Genomic DNA, 15,423 nt, shown 5'->3' on the forward strand with positions numbered 1-15,423 from the left:
CGGCCACCACCAGTCGTACCCCGCCGCGCAGGCCCGCTCCCGCTGTGCGCGCCGGCCTGTGCGGTGGCGGCTCAGCTGAGGCGGGCGGCTCGCATGAGGAGGTAGCGCTGCTCGGGAAGGCTGGCGGTCAGCGCGGCGGCGGAACGGTACTGGGCGACCGCGCGATCGTGGTCACCGGCCATCTCGTACAGGTGGGCGCGGGCGGCGTGCAGGCGGTGATGGTCCACCAGCCGGGCCTCGTCGTCCAGCGTGGCGAGGGCGGCCAGGCCGGCCGCCGGCCCGTGCACCATCGCGGTGGCGACGGCCCGGTTGAGGGCCACCACCGGGCTGGCCGACAGGCCCTCCAGCACCTCGTAGAGCGCGAGGATCTGTGCCCAGTCCGTCTTCTCGGCCGTCGGTGCCTCGTCATGCAGGGCGGCGATGGCGGCCTGCACCTGGTAGGGGCCGATCGGCCCCCGGGGCAGGGCCCAGGTGACCAGGGCGACCCCCTCGGCGATCGCCTTCGTGTCCCACCGGTCCCGATCCTGCTCGGCGAGGGGGATCAGTTCGCCGGACGCACCGGTGCGCGCCGCACTGCGGGCCTGCGTGAGCAGCATCAGCGCCAGCAGCCCGGCAAGCTCGCTGTCGTCCGGCAGCCGGTCACGCAGGGCCCGGACCAGCCGGATCGCCTCGTGCGCCAGGTCGACCCGGTGCAGCCGGTCCCCGGCACTGGCCACGTGTCCCTCGGTGAAGACCAGGTAGAGCACGTGCAGCACCGAGGCCAGTCGGGCCGGCAGTTCGGCCGCCGCGGGCATCCGGAACGGCGTACCGGAATCCCGGATGCGTTGCTTGGCGCGGCCGATCCGCTGCGCCATGGTGGGCTCCGGCACCAGGAACGCCCGCGCGATCTCGGCGGTGCTCAGGCCGCCGACGGCCCGCAGGGTGAGCGCGATCGCCGACGCGGGGGAGAGCGCCGGGTGACAGCAGAGCAGGAACAGCACCAGGGTGTCGTCGCGCTCCGCGACCAGCTGCGCGTCCGCCGCCGGTACGCTGCGCCGGTCTGCCGGCTCCCACCGCGCGGCCCGCTCCTCCCGGGCCCGCCGGGCCTGCTCGGCCCGCACCATCTCAACCATCCGCCGGTACGCGACCTGGATCAGCCAGCCGCGCGGATTGTCCGGTACGCCGTCGCGGGGCCAGCCGGTGGCGGCGGCCAGCAGCGCCTCCTGGGTCGCGTCCTCGGCGGTGGCGAAGTCACCGAACCGGCGGGCGAGCACACCGAGGACCTGCGGCGCCAGTTCGCGCAGCAGGTCCTCGGTCAGTGGGTCGTTCGTCACACGTCCTGCGGCGGTGCGGACATCACCGGGTGCACCTCGATCGGCATGTTCAGCGGCTTGCCACCCGGACCGGGGGCGGTGGAGATCCAGGCGGCGATCTCCACCGCCCGCTCCGGAGTGTCGGTGTCGACGATCCAGTAGCCGGCGAGAAACTCCTTCGTCTCGGCGAACGGGCCTTCGGTCACCACCGGGGTGCCACCGGCACCGGCGCGTACGATCCGGGCCTGCGCCGGCCCGGCGAGCCCCTGCCCGTCGACGAACTCGCCGTCGGCGACCAGCTTCGCGCCGACCTCGCCCATGAAGCCGATGTGCGCGTGAAGCTCCTCCGGCTTCCAGGTGTGGAGCTGCGGGAAGTCGCCCCCGGCGGCGCTGAACTGCATCAGCAGCATGTATTTCACGGCTGTCTCCTCACGACTGCGCACCATTGTCGGTGCCTTCACGAGCAGGTCGAAGCCGCCGAGCCGGTTCTCGACAACTTTGCGGAGAAAGTTCTCCGGTCATCCGTCCGGCTCGGCTACGGAGAGTTTTCAGCGACCTCACAGCCCCACTCGATAAAGTGCCGCCGTCAGCGTCCGCTCCTCAGAGGAGTACGGGCACCAGACCCCGCAGGAGTACCGATGGTCTTCAAGAAGATGTTGAGCGCGTTGGGTGTGGGCGGTCCGAGTGTGGACACCGTCCTGGCCAACCCGAATACCAGGCCCGGGCTGGCCCTCGACGGTCAGGTGAACCTGCTCGGCGGGGAGGCGCCGGCGAGCATCGAGCAGATCGCCATCGGCTTGGTGACCCGGGTCGAGATCGGTGAGCAGGCCGGCGTGATGGAGTTCCACCGGCAGGTGGTCAGCGGCCCACTGCAACTCGCCGCTAAGCAGGCGCTGTCCATCCCGTTCCAGCTGCCGATGCCGTGGGAGACGCCGATCACCGCGGTGTACGGCCAGCGTCTGCACGGCATGTCGCTGGGACTGCGCACCGAGCTGGCGGTCGCCCGCGCGGTCGACAAGGGTGACCTGGACGAGATCAACGTGCACCCGCTGCCGGTGCAGGAGCGGATCCTGGAGGCGTTCCTCCAGCTCGGTTTCCGGTTCAAGAAGGCTGACCTGGAGCGCGGCCTGATCCACGGGGTGCAGCAGATGCTGCCGTTCTACCAGGAGATCGAGTTCTTCGCCGCACCGCAGTACGCGCAGACCATCAACGAACTCGAACTGACCTTCGTCACCAACCCGCACGGCGTGGATGTGGTGCTGGAGTGCGACAAGCGCGGCGGGTTCATGGTCCCCGGCCAGGATGTCTTCGGGCGCTACCAGGTCGCGCACACCGACGCGGAGCGCTCCGACTGGATGCAGGTGGTCGACGGCTGGTTGCAGGAGACGATCGGGCGCTTCGGCAGTCTGCGCTCCCAGGCGTTCGGCCCGCAGGGCTACGGCGCGCCCGGCTACGGCCCGCAGGGCTACGGTGCTGCGCAGAAGTTCGGCCACCCGCAGCGGCGCGGCGGGGTCGGCATGGGCGGGGTCGTCGCCGGCGCGGCGCTGGGCGCAGCGGGCGGTATGCTCGCCGGCCACATGATCGGCAACGCCTTCGACGGTGCTGACGAGGAGGTCGCCGAGGCCGCCGGTGACTTCGGTGGTGGCGAGGACTTCGGCGGCTTCGAGGAGTTCTAGACATATCAAACGGTGGCCCTCCGGGACTTCCCGGAGGGCCACCGTCGTACGCGGGCCTACTGGCTCCGCCTGTGCGGATCAACGCCCGCGCTTACGCTCCTCGCCGGAGTGCCGCTGGCTACCGGCCTTGGCGAGACCACGGCTACCCAGGTAACCGAGGGTCAGCAGGGTGATGAAGAACCACGCCTGGCCCGGGTTGTTCAGGTTCAGCCCGTAGTCGGTGGTGCCACGCCAGAACGCGGCGATGACCACGGCGGTGACGGCGGCGGCGTAGATCCAGAACTCCGTCGTCAGGAACGACTGCTTGGTCTCCGTACCCGGTGCCGGCATCTGCTCCCGGTGCCCGTCATGCATCATCGGCATCTGACGGGTGGGTGCGTCCTGCATGGACGCGCGATTCTGCACGTCCTGCGCCGGGCGGTTCATCGGCCTGGTGGATGCAGCCTGCGTGCTCATCTGTCCTCCTCGGATGTGATGAGGCGTAACCTGCGACCCTCGCCCCGCTACCGCGTGTCGGCCACGGCACGGTTCGCGTCCTCGGCGGGGGCACCAGGGGTCTACCCGGGGGTCGCGGGCAGTAACCCGCTACCGCAGACCGTTGCGGATGGCCACGCCGACGAGCAGTTCCGGGTCGTCGGTGATGATGCCGTCGACGCCGAGGTCGATGACCCGCTGCATCACCGTGGCGTCATTGACGGTGTACGGCACGACCTTCAGCCCGTACCGCGTCTGCAGGGTGCGTACGTCCGGTCCGTGGAAGTATGCCGGGTTCTGCCGCAGGTACCAGTCCGGTTCGGTGACGGTGCCCTGCGCCGGATCGTGCACCTGCCAGTTCGCCGAAATGGTCGAGGCGCCGGCCGACCGGGTGAGCTTGCCCAGGTTCCGGTGCTTCCACCAGTCCAGGTCGGCGGTCCACGGGCTGCGTACCGACCGGTCGCCGTACACCGCCTGCAGCGAGCACTCGTCCGCGAGGGTGACGCACTCCGCCGGACCGTACTGCCACACCAGGGCCACCGTCTCGATCCGCCGGTCCAGCTGCCGGGCGTAGGTGATGGTGCGCCAGTCGAAGGACTGGATGGTGGCGCGGCCGGTCAGGCCGGCCCGCTGGATCGCGGTGACCAGCTTGCGGGTGAAGCTGCGGTACGGCTCGGTGTCGTCGACCAGCGGGCTGATCTTCGTCTCGATGTTGAACCGGACGTCCGCGCGACCGCTGGCCCTCGCCAGCGCGAAGACCTCGTCCAGGGTCGGAATCTGGGCGCCCGGGACCGGCACCTGCGCGGGCATGTCCGGCGCGGTCTTCGTGCCGCAGTCGAGCGTCTTGAGCTGCGCGAGGCTCAGCTGGTGCACCAGCCTGCCCACGTACGGAAACTCCGGGTCGCGGGGTCTGGCCGGGGCGGTGTCGGTGCAGTGTGCGCCGTTGACCGTACGGTCGTGCAGCACCACCAGCTTGCCGTCGGAGGTGACCCCGGTGTCCAGTTCGAGCGTGGAGATCGCCCGGTTCGCCAGCGCGTTCGCGAAGGCGGGCAGGGTGTTCTCCGGCCGGCTGGCCCGGCCACCCCGGTGCGCCTGGATGTCGAACGGCGAGGCGTACGCCTTGGGCAGCCGGTAGCCGCGCTGCGTGAGCAGGCCGCGCAGCCGGTCCGGGTAGTCCGTGATGATGCCGTCCACCCCGTCGTCGACGAGCTTCGCCATGGTCGGCGCGTCATTCACCGTCCACGGGATCACCTTGATCCCGTTGCGGTGGGCGTGCGTGACCATCTGCTTCGTCACGTACGGGCGGTAGTCGGGATCGGTGACCGTGCCGTTCTGCGGGAAGCCGTGCACCGGTGAGAAGGCGGTGGCGCCGAAGCTGCGGATCGCGGCGATCGGGTCGCCGTCGAAGTCGTCGATGTCCATGCCGCCCAGCCACGGTGACGCGCCCGGCTGTCCCACCTGGAGGAAGTCGTAGTTGGTCAGCGCCACCAGCGGCAGACGCGGCTCGACCCGGCGCATCCGCATCAGCGCGCCCCAGTCGAAGCTCTGGATGGTCACCTGCCTCAACAGCCCGGCGGCCCGGATCTCCCTGGCCGTGACCTGCACGAACTGCTCGCGCGGGGCGGTCTCGCTCGGCGCGCCGGCCTCCACCTTGGTCTCGATGTTGAGCGTCACATCGTCCGCGCGGTACCGCTTGACCAGGTCGAACACCTCGCGCAGCAGGGGCATCCGGGCACCCGGGACGGCGAGTTGCCCGGGCCGGTCGGGCAGCGTCTGCGAGCCGCAGTCGAGAGTGCGCACCTGGGCCAGGCTGAGCGTGTTGACGTACTTCCCGACGTACGGGAACTCGGGGTCGCCCGGCGTGACGGCGGCGGTGTCGGCGCACTTCGCCGCGCTGACCCGCCGGTCGTGCGTGACCACGGCCTGGCCGTCCTCGGTGATCTGGACGTCCAGTTCGAGGGTGCTCACCCCGAGTTGGAGGGCGTTGCCGAACGATGCGAGGGTGCTCTCCACCCGCAGCCCGAGTCCGCCGCGGTGGGCCTGTAGGTCGAAGTCCCGGTCTGGTCGCGGGCGTGCCGCGGCAGGTGCCGCCAGCATGGTCGTCACGATCGTCGCGGCCAGGGCCGCGACGGCGGTACGGCGTACGGTGCGCACGCTGTCCTCTCCTTCCCGCGGGGATCTCCCGCCGAATCCGCTGCACAGCATCGGCAGCCGGCACGGCGGGCAGGCAAGCGCAGTGCGTCGGACCGGTGAACCGGGGATGCGGGTTTGCCGCGCCGGTCACCGGGCACGCACCGTGACCGACCCTTCTGCGAGGTGATGGATCGTGCGTGAGGACGACATGCGACAGGACGCCGCCCGTCGGGCCGAGGATCGGATCGCCGGCGGGGTGTACGGCGAGGGCGCCCTGGACGAGGTGACCGTGCCGCCGACCGATGTGGAGAGTGAGCTGCAGCGCCAGGACCCGGATGATCCGGCTGACGTGCCGATCGACCCGACCGTGCTGCGCGACGGCGGGCCGACCCGTGGGCAGGGCGCGATCACCACGACCGGCGGCACCGCCGGTCCGGCCAGCGCCCGCCGGGTGGCCCGACAGCCGGAGCGTCACCGGGGCAAGGTCGCCCCGACCACCACCGGCGACGCCACCACCGGCGGCCTGAGCACCCCGGCCGGCGGCAGCACCAGCGACCAGTCCGCCCCCGCCACCCACCTGGGCAGCTTCGAGTAAACGCCCCACCCGCCCCAGTTGATCAAGAAGTTCTGGTCGGGATCAAGAGATCAAATTGGCCAGAACTTCTTGATCAACACGGGGTGGGGTGGGTGGTCAGGGGGTGGGGGTGAGGGTGGTCAGGTGTTGGGTGGCTCGGGTCAGGGCCACGTAGAGGTCGCTGCGGCCTCGGGGTGACTCGGCGACGATGCGGTCGGGGTCGACCACGACGACCGAGTCGAATTCCAGGCCCTTGGCCTCGGCGACGGTCAGCACCACGACCCGGCTCTCCAGGTCCGGTTGCTCACCGACGGCCGCCTCCGGTAGCGCCCGGGTCAGGGTGGCGCCGAGGTCGTCGACCCGGCCGGCCGGGACGATCACGCCGAGCCGCCCGTCGGTCAGGCCGGCCGCCTCCGCCGTGGCGACCTCGACCAACTCCGCCGCCAGCCGCGCCGCCGGCACCGCACGGGTCTGCGGCGCGAAGCCGCTGGAGCGTACGGCGCGCGGCGGGCGCAGCGTCGGGTCGATCTCGGCGAGCACACCAGCGGCGACCGCCATGATCTCGGCGGGGGTGCGGTAGCTGACGGTCAGCTCGGTCAGCCGCCAGCGGTCCGCCACGTACGGCGCCAGCGCATCGGCCCACGACGGTGTGCCGGCCAGCGCCCCGGTCTGCGCCACGTCACCCACGATGGTCATCGAACGGCTCGGGCAGCGGCGCATGAGCAGCCGCCAGGCCATCGGCGACAACTCCTGCGCCTCGTCGACGATGACGTGGCCGAACGCCCAGCCCCGGTCGGCCGCCGCCCGCTGCGCGGTGGTCAGCCGATCCGTCTCCTCCTGCCGTTCCAGCAGCCGATCGGCGTCGATCAGGTCGGTCACGCCGAGGATCTCGCCACCCTCGGCCTCGTCCTCGACGTCGATCGACCGGGAACCCCGGGCGATCTCCAGCACACCCTCGGCGTACTCGCGTTGGACGGCACGGATCCGCTCCCGGCGGGCGGCGGCGGCCCGGTCGTCCTCACCGAGCAGCTCCGCCGCCTCGTCCAGCAGCGGCACGTCCGCCGGTGTCCAGCCACCCGGCTCGCGGTGCAGGGCGGCCCGCTCCTCGGCGGTGAGCTGCGGCCCGGCGGTGGCGATCCGGTCGGTCGAGGCGTACAGGTCGGCGAGCAGGCGCTGCGGGGTGAGCAACGGCCACAGCTCGTCCAGCGCGGCCCGGACCTGCGGCTCCTCGCCCAGCTCGCGGCGGATCTCGGCGAGGTCCGCCTCCTCCAGCAGGTTCTCCCCGCCGAGCGGGTCGGCGCCGATCCGGTCGGCCACCTGACCGGCCAGCGCATGGATGACCTCGATGTCGAAGACGGCGCGGGCCAGATTGTGCGGCCGGCCACTGCGCCGGGCCCGGTCGCGCGCCGCCTGCACGGTCCGCGGGTCGAGCACGAGGATCTCTCGCTGCGGCAGCTCGATCTCCAGCGGCTCGTCGGGCACCTGTTGCCGATCGCGTACGGCGTTGGCCAGCACCTCGACCATCGCAGACCGCCCCTTCAGGGCGGCGGTGGTGGCGGGCTCGGTCCGGCGGGCGCTGACCCCCGGGAAGAGATCTCCCTGGGTACGCAGCAGCACGCCGGTCTCGGCCAGCGCCGGCAGCACCTGCGAGATGTAGCGCAGGAAGGTGAGGTTCGGACCGACCAGCAGCACACCACGGGTGGAGAGCTCCCGGCGGTGGGTGTAGAGCAGGTACGCGGCGCGGTGCAGCGCCACCGCGGTCTTGCCGGTGCCGGGGCCGCCCTGCACCACCAGCACACCGGGCAGGTCGGCGCGGATGATCCGGTCCTGTTCGACCTGGATGGTCTCGACGATGTCGCGCATCCGGCCGGTGCGCCCCGCGTTGAGCGCGGCCAGCAGCGACGCCTCGCCGGTCAGCTCCTCGTGGGCGGTGGGGGAGGCGGTGGCCAGGTCGAGCACCTCGTCGTTGACGCCCACCACTTTGCGTTGCCGGGTACGCAGGTGCCGGCGTCGTCTAATGCCCTGCGGATTGGCGGCGGTGGCGAGGTAGAAGGCTCGGGCGGCCGGGGCACGCCAGTCCATCAGCAGCGGCTCGTAGTCACCGTCGGTGTCGAAGATGCCGATCCGGCCGATGTAGTGGCGGTCACCGCCGTCGGTGTCCAACCGGCCGAAACACAGCCCGTTCTCCACCGCCGAGAACTGCTCCACCTGCTCGGCGTACATGCGTACCGTGCCGTCCCGCTGGGAACGGGCCTGCAATGTGCCGCCGGTCGCCCGCAGTTGCTCGGTGAGCCGCTGCGACGCCTGCTCCCGCAGGTCGTCCAGGCGCTGGTAGAGCATCGAGACGTACTCCTGCTCGCGGCCGATCTCGTCGTCGGACGGCGAACCGCCGGAGTGCCTTGACAATCGGTCTCCCGGTTGGCTAGAATTCGCATTCAGAACGGCTTTTCAGAGCCGTTCTTTTTTGTGCCTGAACTGCCAAAGATACCGGGCGGCGAACGGCGCGGCCAGGCGAGGCCGATCCTGACACAGCCTCCACCCGACCTCGACCGTCACTGTCAGCGACGCTCGGTGCAGACCTCGCCGGAGCGGGCGATGGTGTCGGTGGACCAGGCGACCGCCACGGTGAAGCAGTAGTCGAGGCTGCGGTTGAGGCCGTAGACGACGAAGCTGTCGGTGCCGGCCGGTAGGTCGGCGAAGGCGTTCTGCGGCTGTCCCGTCCGGCCACCGGCGACGATCACCGGTCCCTCCGCCCCGGCCGGGTACGTCCACCGCAACGCCACGCTGTCCCGGTTGTCGCGCAGCGAGAGCCCGGTGGGCGGGGCGCCGGGGGAGACCGGTGGCGCATCGGAGGCGGCGGCCGTCGGGGCGGTCGAGTCGCCGGGGACGCCGCTCGCGGCCGGGGGCGCCGGATCGTCACCGCCGACGCGGGAGACCCCGGCGATGACCGCGGCGGCACCGAGCAGCACCACGATGACTCCCGCGGCGACGATCGGCACCAGCCGGTTCGGCCGGTTCGGTGGCGGCGGGGTGGCGGCGCGGCGTACCGGGACCGGAAGCAGCCGCGACGGTGACTGCGGGCGGGCGGGCTCGACTTCCCGACGCAGCCGGTACACCCCGGGCGCCTGCGGTGGGCCGGTCAGCCCGACCACGTTCGGTGGTACGGGAGCGCCGGTCGGCGGCTCGGCGGGATACGGATCCGGCTCGGGCTGCCCCACCCACCAGTCCTCCGGTGGCCCGGCCGGGCCGTCGGCCGGCTGCCGGGGCGTGGGGACCGCATGTGCCGCACCGGCGGGGGAGTGAGCCGCCGGCTGGTATCCCTGGCTCGGGTGGTAGCCCTCGGCGGGATGCTGCTGCTCGTCGGCGTGGTGGGTCACCGGCCACTGCTGGCCGCCGTCGTCGGGACCGGACCAGCTCGCCGGCCCCTCGCCCGAGGTGGCCCGGTCCGGCTCCGAGGGCGCCGACCACGCGGCCCGGGAGTCGGCCGTCGCGGGCGGGAACTCCCCTGGCGTGGGCGGGAACTCGGCCGTCGCGGGTGGGAACTCGGCCGGTGCGGCCCAGCTCGGCTCGGCGGCACGCCAGGCGGACTGCGTCTCGTCGCCGGCGGGTGGGGTGCGGGCGGGTGGGGCGTCGCCGGCGGGTGGGACCCGGGCGGACGGTACGACCGGGTCCTCCACACTGACCGGTGGGTTCTCGGCGCAGACGTGATCGGGGCTCGCCGCTGCCCGGGCCAACGTCGCCACCTGGGCGGTCAGCGGGTCGTCGGAGGCGAGGTGCTGTCGGGCCAACTCGCGGGCCAGGGCCAGGTTGTCGTGGGCCTCGGCGAACTGACCACAGTCGCGTTGCATCGACCCGAGTCGGGCCAGCATCTTGATGCCGCTCGGATGCCCGTCACCGTAGACCTCGCGGTGCAGCTCCCAGGCGTCCTGCAGGCGGTCGCGGGCGACCTGGCACTGGCCTCGGGCGTACTCCACGGTGGCCAGGTCGGCGTGGGCGGCGAGCACCCGCAGCGACTCCGGCCCGTCCGACGCGGTCAGTTCGATGATCACTTCTTGGTACAGCCGGGCGGCCCGGGACCAGCTGCCCACCCGGTGCAGCACCGCCGCCAGGGTGGCCGCGGCGGCCACCGTACGCGGATCGGAGCGGCCGTGCAGACCGCCGGTGGCGGCGTACGCGTAGGCGGCCCAACCGCGCGCCGAGTGCGGCTCGCCCAGCGCGAGCAGCACCCGCGCGTGCAGGCTGGCCGCCTCGGCCATGTCGGGGCTCGCATTGGCCGGGCGCGGGTCGGCGCCGGTCAGCGCGTCGGCGAGCAGCCGTTGGGCGCCGGCGAGATCGCCGGCGGAAACCAGGTCGTGCGCCTGATCAGTCAGTTCACCGAAGCCGGAGGGCACGCCCCATCGTGCTCATTCGACGACGTTATGTACAAGACCCGCGCCGGAGTGGTTCGGTCAGGATCCGGTCAGGGCCTGCTCAGGTGTTCGGTCAGCGCTTCGCTGATTTGGCGTAACTGCTCGACCTGGGTCGGGCGCAGCGCGTCGAACAGATGCCGGCGTACCCCCTCGACGTGGCCGGGCGCGGCGGCCGCCAGCTCGGCGAAGCCGGCGTCGGTGAGCAGCGCGATCTGGCCGCGCCGATCGGTCGGGCAGTCCTCGCGGCGGACCCAGCCGGCCGCCTCCAGTCGGGCCACGGCGTGGGAGAGCCGGCTGCGTGAGGAGCCGCTGGCGTCGGCCAGTTCGCTCATCCGGAGCCGGCGCTCGGGTGCCTCGGAGAGCCGCACCAGGATCTCGTAGTAGGCGTGCGGCATGCCGGCGTCGCGTTGCAGTTCGCGGTCGAGGGTGTCCATCAACGCCCGTGAGGCGGTCAGGAACGCCCGCCAGGTGCGCTGTTCGTCCGGGGTGAGCCAGCGGGTCATGACCACCATCATACGGTGATGGTTGAACGTTCAACTAAAGCGGGCTACCCTTGGCGTCATGGGAATCCATCGCCTCAACCACGCCGTCCTCTACGTCAGTGATCTCGACCGCAGCGTCGCCTTCTACCGCGACGTGCTGGGCTTCCGTCGGGTGCCGATGACCCCGGAGGGGTTCGATGGCGCCGCCTTCCTCCAGGCACCCGGCTCCACCAACGACCACGACCTCGGTCTGTTCGCCATCGGCGCGGGCGCCGGCCGGTCGACCGCCGGCCGGGCCACCGTCGGGCTCTACCACCTGGCCTGGGAGGTGGACACGCTCGACGAACTGGCCGCCACCGCCCGCCGGCTGGCCGGGGCGGGCGCGCTGGTCGGCACCTCCGACCACGGCACCACCAAGAGCCTCTACGGCCAGGATCCGGACGGGCTGGAGTTCGAGGTGGTCTGGCTGGTGCCGGCCGACCGGTTGGACGACAGCGCGCTCGCCGCCCGCACCAGGATCGGCCGGCTGGACCTGGCCGCTGAGGTCCGGCGCTACGGCGGGGACACCCGCGGCGGCGTCGGGATCTCGGTGCCGGCCTGACCGGTACCGTCCGGCCCGGGCAGCCGGTTGCGGTAGAACAGCAGGATGCCGACCGACGCCGTAGCGCACGAACTGTTCCTCCGACACCTGGACAGCTGGGTGCCGGCCGCGCTGCGCCGCGCCCGGCGGGCCACCGTCGTCCTCGGGTACGACGGTGGCGACCCGCGGCTGGCCGAGGAGACCCTGCGGCTGGCCGGTGAGCACGCCACGCGGCTGCGCGGCGGCCGGCTCACCGTGCTGGTGCTCGCCGACGGCACCGAAGAGCTGCCGGCCCGGCTCGGCACCGCCGAGGCGGGACTGCCGGCCGACGTGGCCGTACACCTGATGCCCGGTGACGCCAGCCGACTGCCGGTCGCGCTGCGGGCGGCCGGCGCCGCCGGTGCGCCGGTGCTGTCCTACCTGGAAGTCGACGGCCCGGTGAACCTGGCGGCGCTGACCGCCGCCGCCGCGACCGGCCGGCCGGCCGAGGCGCTGGTGGTCGCCGGCGCGGGCACCCCGCTGCGGCCGGCGCTGGCCGATGCCGGGTTCCCGCTGACCACCGACGTGGAACTGGTCGACGTCGACCGACGGATCGGCTTCGGCACCGGCTCGGACCGCAGCCTGGAGGCCATCAAGGAGAGTGTGTGGGCGGCCGGGCTGCGGTGCCGCGATCCGCAGGGCCTACCGCTGTCGCCCGGACCGGAGGTGGATCCGCAGCCGCTGGGCCGCGCCCTGCTGGACGAGTTGACCCGACACGGCCCGCGTACGGTCACCGAGCTGCGCCGCTTCGCCGTCACCGGAACCGCGTACCGGGCCGTGGACGCGGCGCGGGCACTGGCCGCGCTGCTCGACGCGGGTGCGGTGACCCGGTCACCGGAGCACGGGCGGCTCGGCGGCGACGTCCTGGTCACACCCGCCCGGTCAACCTGACCACCAGCGAGACAACGTTGGCGATCCGATCGCAGCCTTCGGCCCGCAACGTCGAGCGGGGCGCCGGTGAACTCCGGCGCCCCGCTCGACCTCGGGACATCACGTCCCGGACTTGTCCTGCTTCCAGTGCAGGGGGCCGGGCAGGTCGACCCGGTGTGCCTTTGCTCGGGAGTTCCAGGACCACCGACCGATCTTGATGCTCCAGGACGAGAAGCCGTTCTGCGTGAAGTGCAGGATCAGCGGCCCAAACTTCTTGCGCTTGCGCAACATGACACCCATCGCGGGCTCCCTTCGTCGTGTCCCCCTGCGGGCTCGAAGATGCCCTGAACGCCGATTCGGCAAACCAGGGCAGTCCGCAGTGGAAGTCAGCGGGGTTCCCAGGCGTCGGGCACTGTGGTCAGCCGCCGGACGTGGGCGGGCAGCCGGCCGCCGACCAGGTCCGCCAGGCTTACCTCGTCGACCACCCGGCGCAGCGCCGCGCGGACCGCCACCCAGAACTCCGGCAGGTGCTGGGCCACCCCTTCGTACCTCGTCTCCTCCGGCCGCATCCCGCGGACGCCGGCCAGCGGCCCCTCCACCGCCCGCAGCACCGCCCCGATGGTCACCTCGCCGGGCGGCCGGGCCAGCGCGTAGCCACCCTCGGCACCCCGTTGGGCCCGGACGATGCCGGCCCGGCGCAGGTCGGCCAGGACCGCTTCGAGGAACTTGCGGGGCATGTCCTGCTCCACGGAGATGGCCTGAGTGGAAAGCAGTGACGGGTACGCGGCGGCGAGGCTCAGCGCTGCCCGTACCGCGTAGTCGCCACGCGCGGAGATCTGCACTCCTCCATCATGCCGAACCCGCACCGGCCGGTGCGCCTGCCGGCCGACTCAGCACCCGCCCGGCGCTACCGAGATCCCCGTCATCTCCGGTGGGCGTCGCTGCGCGCGTCGACGGGTGGGCGGGGGCGCACCATCGGAGCCGGTGCGGGTTGCTCCCGGGCGGCCCGGAACGCCCCCGGGCTGACCCCGACCTCACGGGTGAAGAAGCGGCCGAAGTTGGTCGGCTCGCTGAAGCCGAGCTGCCGGCCGATCCGGGCGATCGGCTCGTCGGTGGCGGCGAGCAGCCGGCTGGCCTGGAGCGCGACCCGCTCGTCCACCACCTGCTTGGCGCTGCGCCCGCTCACCGCCAGGCAGGCTCGGGTGAGGGTACGCACCGAGCAGCCCAGCCGGTCGGCGTAGTCCTCGACCCGCCGGGTGTGTTGGTAGCCGCGCTCCACCTCCCGGCGCAACCGGTGGAAGGTGTCCTCCTCCGGACGCGCCACCCGCCCCGCCCCGGACGGCAGCATGCCGAGTCGCAGCAGCAGCACGCTCAACTGGTGCCGCAGCAGGCTGCGGGCGGCCGGGGTGCCCTGATGCCGGCGGGAGTCGACGGTCAGTTGGCTCACCTCGTTGATGACCGCGTCCTCGTCCTCGCCGGCGAGCTGAACCCAGGTCGGCACGTCGTCGTCGACGTCCAGCCCGTGCAGCGCCTCCGGATGCCAGCGGACCACCGTGGCGGTCAGCCTGGGCACCGCGCAGCGCAACACCTGCCCGGCCCGTACCCGCAGCAGGGTGCCGGGCCGACAGGGCAGTGCACGGAAGTCCACCTCGGCGAGACCGTGACCACCCGTGGTCAACACGATCAACTCGCGGTCGAGCAGCACGTGGCGCCGCCACTCAGGGTCAGAAGTAAGGTCACACAGCGTGACTGTATCGATCTCGGCCGGACCGGCTCCGGCGGCGGGCAGGGCCGTGGCGAGGTGACCGGGAGGGACCATCACCTGCGACGTTAGCCCGCAACGGGCCCGGACGCATCTCTGCGGTCGCCGTGGCGTCCCACCGTCCCCGGTCTGCCGGTCCAGTTCCGCTGCCGCCCCGGAGTGGCTTCCGGCGAGCGGGGTTGTCCCCGGCGCGACCGGACGGTTACGTTACCGAGCGGTAGTGATCTGGTCGTCGTGGCGCCCGAGCGGTCAGTGGCGACGGCCCCGACAACCGGCCAGGTCCGGCCGGTCCGTGAGGGGATGGGCATGCAGGATCTGTTCTCGGTCGACGGCAAAACCGTCCTGATTACCGGTGGTTCGCGGGGAATCGGGTTGATGATCGCCCGTGGCTTCGTCGCCGCCGGCGCACACGTCATCATCTCCTCGCGCAAGGCGGACGTCTGCGAGGCCGTCGCGAAGGAGTTGTCCGCCCACGGCAGCTGCGAGGCGATCCCCGCCGACCTCGGCGCTGACGAGGGCGCGCAGCAGCTCGCCGCGGCGGTCCGGGACCGGTACGACCGGCTCGACGTGCTGGTCAACAATGCCGGCGCGACCTGGGGCGCGCCGCTGGAGGGTTATCCCGAGAGCGCCTTCGACAAGCTGTGGGCGGTCAACGTGAAGGCCGTCTTCCGGCTCACCACCGCACTGCTGCCCGCCCTGCGGGCCGCCGCCGCCCCCGACGACCCGGCGCGCGTGATCAACATCGGCTCGATCGACGGCATCCGCGTCCCGTCCATGGAGGTGTACGCGTACTCGGCCACCAAGGCGGCGGTGCACATGCTGACCCGCAGCCTGGCCCACCAGCTGGCCGGCGAGCAGATCACCGTCAACGCCATCGCGCCGGGACCGTTCGAGAGCAAGATGATGGCCTTCGCGCTGGACGACGCGGACTCCCGGGCGGCCATCGAGACCCAGGTGCCGCTCGGCCGGATCGGCCGCCCCGAGGACATGGCCGGCACGGCGATCTACCTGGCGTCCCGGGCCGGCGCCTACCTGACCGGCGCGGTGATCCCCGTCGACGGCGGCATCACCACCCACGGCTGATCCGGCGATCCACCGGTGCGGCGGCTGGGCCGGGTCTGGGCCGGGTCGC

15 protein-coding genes are annotated in these 15,423 nt (G+C 72.3%); 5 read left to right on the forward strand and 10 right to left on the reverse strand.

Annotated features, from left to right (window positions below):
• Nucleotides 1–71: 71 nt before the first annotated feature.
• Nucleotides 72–1,313: an RNA polymerase sigma factor gene (locus BMY89_RS02485; RefSeq protein ID WP_170147589.1), complete on the reverse strand. Its 1,242-nt coding sequence runs from the start codon at nucleotides 1,311–1,313 to the stop codon at nucleotides 72–74.
• On the reverse strand, nucleotides 1,310–1,702 hold the full coding sequence (locus BMY89_RS02490; RefSeq protein ID WP_232521061.1) for a YciI family protein: 393 nt from the start codon (nucleotides 1,700–1,702) through the stop codon (nucleotides 1,310–1,312). The genes BMY89_RS02485 and BMY89_RS02490 overlap by 4 nt, the downstream gene beginning before the upstream one ends.
• Before the next feature lie 228 nt (nucleotides 1,703–1,930).
• Between BMY89_RS02490 and BMY89_RS02495 the strand changes: the two genes are divergently transcribed.
• Nucleotides 1,931–2,968, forward strand: a complete 1,038-nt coding sequence (locus BMY89_RS02495) for a sporulation protein (RefSeq protein ID WP_092374151.1) — start codon at nucleotides 1,931–1,933, stop codon at nucleotides 2,966–2,968.
• Nucleotides 2,969–3,046: 78 nt separating this feature from the next.
• Here the strand turns inward: BMY89_RS02495 and BMY89_RS02500 are convergent, their stop codons facing one another.
• Together BMY89_RS02500 and BMY89_RS30760 are read right to left on the reverse strand one after the other, a co-directional pair.
• Nucleotides 3,047–3,424: a hypothetical protein gene (locus tag BMY89_RS02500; RefSeq protein ID WP_092374153.1), complete on the reverse strand. Its 378-nt coding sequence runs from the start codon at nucleotides 3,422–3,424 to the stop codon at nucleotides 3,047–3,049.
• 129 nt (nucleotides 3,425–3,553) lie between these two features.
• Nucleotides 3,554–5,596 (reverse strand): glycerophosphodiester phosphodiesterase family protein, encoded by a 2,043-nt coding sequence (locus BMY89_RS30760; RefSeq protein ID WP_232521011.1) that lies wholly within the window; start codon nucleotides 5,594–5,596, stop codon nucleotides 3,554–3,556.
• 172 nt (nucleotides 5,597–5,768) lie between these two features.
• Between BMY89_RS30760 and BMY89_RS02510 the strand changes: the two genes are divergently transcribed.
• Nucleotides 5,769–6,170 (forward strand): hypothetical protein, encoded by a 402-nt coding sequence (locus tag BMY89_RS02510; RefSeq protein WP_092374157.1) that lies wholly within the window; start codon nucleotides 5,769–5,771, stop codon nucleotides 6,168–6,170.
• 96 nt (nucleotides 6,171–6,266) lie between these two features.
• Here the strand turns inward: BMY89_RS02510 and BMY89_RS02515 are convergent, their stop codons facing one another.
• From BMY89_RS02515 to BMY89_RS02525, 3 genes are all read right to left on the reverse strand, one after another.
• Nucleotides 6,267–8,489 carry a HelD family protein gene (locus BMY89_RS02515; protein ID WP_092375434.1) on the reverse strand — a complete coding sequence of 741 codons (2,223 nt, stop codon included), beginning with the start codon at nucleotides 8,487–8,489 and terminating at the stop codon, nucleotides 6,267–6,269.
• 218 nt (nucleotides 8,490–8,707) lie between these two features.
• Nucleotides 8,708–10,540, reverse strand: a complete 1,833-nt coding sequence (locus tag BMY89_RS02520; protein ID WP_092374159.1) for a tetratricopeptide repeat protein — start codon at nucleotides 10,538–10,540, stop codon at nucleotides 8,708–8,710.
• 68 nt (nucleotides 10,541–10,608) lie between these two features.
• Entirely contained in the window at nucleotides 10,609–11,070 is a 462-nt protein-coding gene (locus BMY89_RS02525) for a MarR family winged helix-turn-helix transcriptional regulator (RefSeq protein ID WP_092375437.1), read from the reverse strand.
• A 49-nt stretch (nucleotides 11,071–11,119) separates the two neighbouring features.
• Here BMY89_RS02525 and BMY89_RS02530 point away from each other — a divergent pair, with 49 nt between their 5' ends.
• Both BMY89_RS02530 and BMY89_RS02535 read left to right on the forward strand, forming a co-directional pair.
• The gene (locus BMY89_RS02530) at nucleotides 11,120–11,641 is read left to right on the forward strand and encodes a VOC family protein (protein ID WP_092374162.1); all 522 of its coding nucleotides are present in this window, start codon (nucleotides 11,120–11,122) and stop codon (nucleotides 11,639–11,641) included.
• 45 nt (nucleotides 11,642–11,686) lie between these two features.
• The gene (locus tag BMY89_RS02535) at nucleotides 11,687–12,550 is read left to right on the forward strand and encodes a hypothetical protein (RefSeq protein ID WP_092374165.1); all 864 of its coding nucleotides are present in this window, start codon (nucleotides 11,687–11,689) and stop codon (nucleotides 12,548–12,550) included.
• Nucleotides 12,551–12,649: 99 nt separating this feature from the next.
• Here the strand turns inward: BMY89_RS02535 and BMY89_RS02540 are convergent, their stop codons facing one another.
• From BMY89_RS02540 to BMY89_RS02550, 3 genes are all read right to left on the reverse strand, one after another.
• Nucleotides 12,650–12,829, reverse strand: coding sequence for a DUF4236 domain-containing protein (locus BMY89_RS02540; protein ID WP_092374168.1), 180 nt, complete (start codon nucleotides 12,827–12,829; stop codon nucleotides 12,650–12,652).
• Nucleotides 12,830–12,915: 86 nt separating this feature from the next.
• Nucleotides 12,916–13,371: an RrF2 family transcriptional regulator gene (locus tag BMY89_RS02545; RefSeq protein ID WP_092374171.1), complete on the reverse strand. Its 456-nt coding sequence runs from the start codon at nucleotides 13,369–13,371 to the stop codon at nucleotides 12,916–12,918.
• Nucleotides 13,372–13,451: 80 nt separating this feature from the next.
• Nucleotides 13,452–14,348, reverse strand: a complete 897-nt coding sequence (locus tag BMY89_RS02550) for a helix-turn-helix transcriptional regulator (protein WP_092374174.1) — start codon at nucleotides 14,346–14,348, stop codon at nucleotides 13,452–13,454.
• A 249-nt stretch (nucleotides 14,349–14,597) separates the two neighbouring features.
• Here BMY89_RS02550 and BMY89_RS02555 point away from each other — a divergent pair, with 249 nt between their 5' ends.
• Complete coding sequence (locus BMY89_RS02555; protein ID WP_092375439.1) at nucleotides 14,598–15,374, forward strand: glucose 1-dehydrogenase; 777 nt, start codon at nucleotides 14,598–14,600, stop codon at nucleotides 15,372–15,374.
• Nucleotides 15,375–15,423 lie beyond the last annotated feature (49 nt).

Source organism: Micromonospora phaseoli (genome assembly GCF_900109115.1).
GTDB classification, from domain to species: Bacteria; Actinomycetota; Actinomycetes; order Mycobacteriales; family Micromonosporaceae; genus Micromonospora; species Micromonospora phaseoli.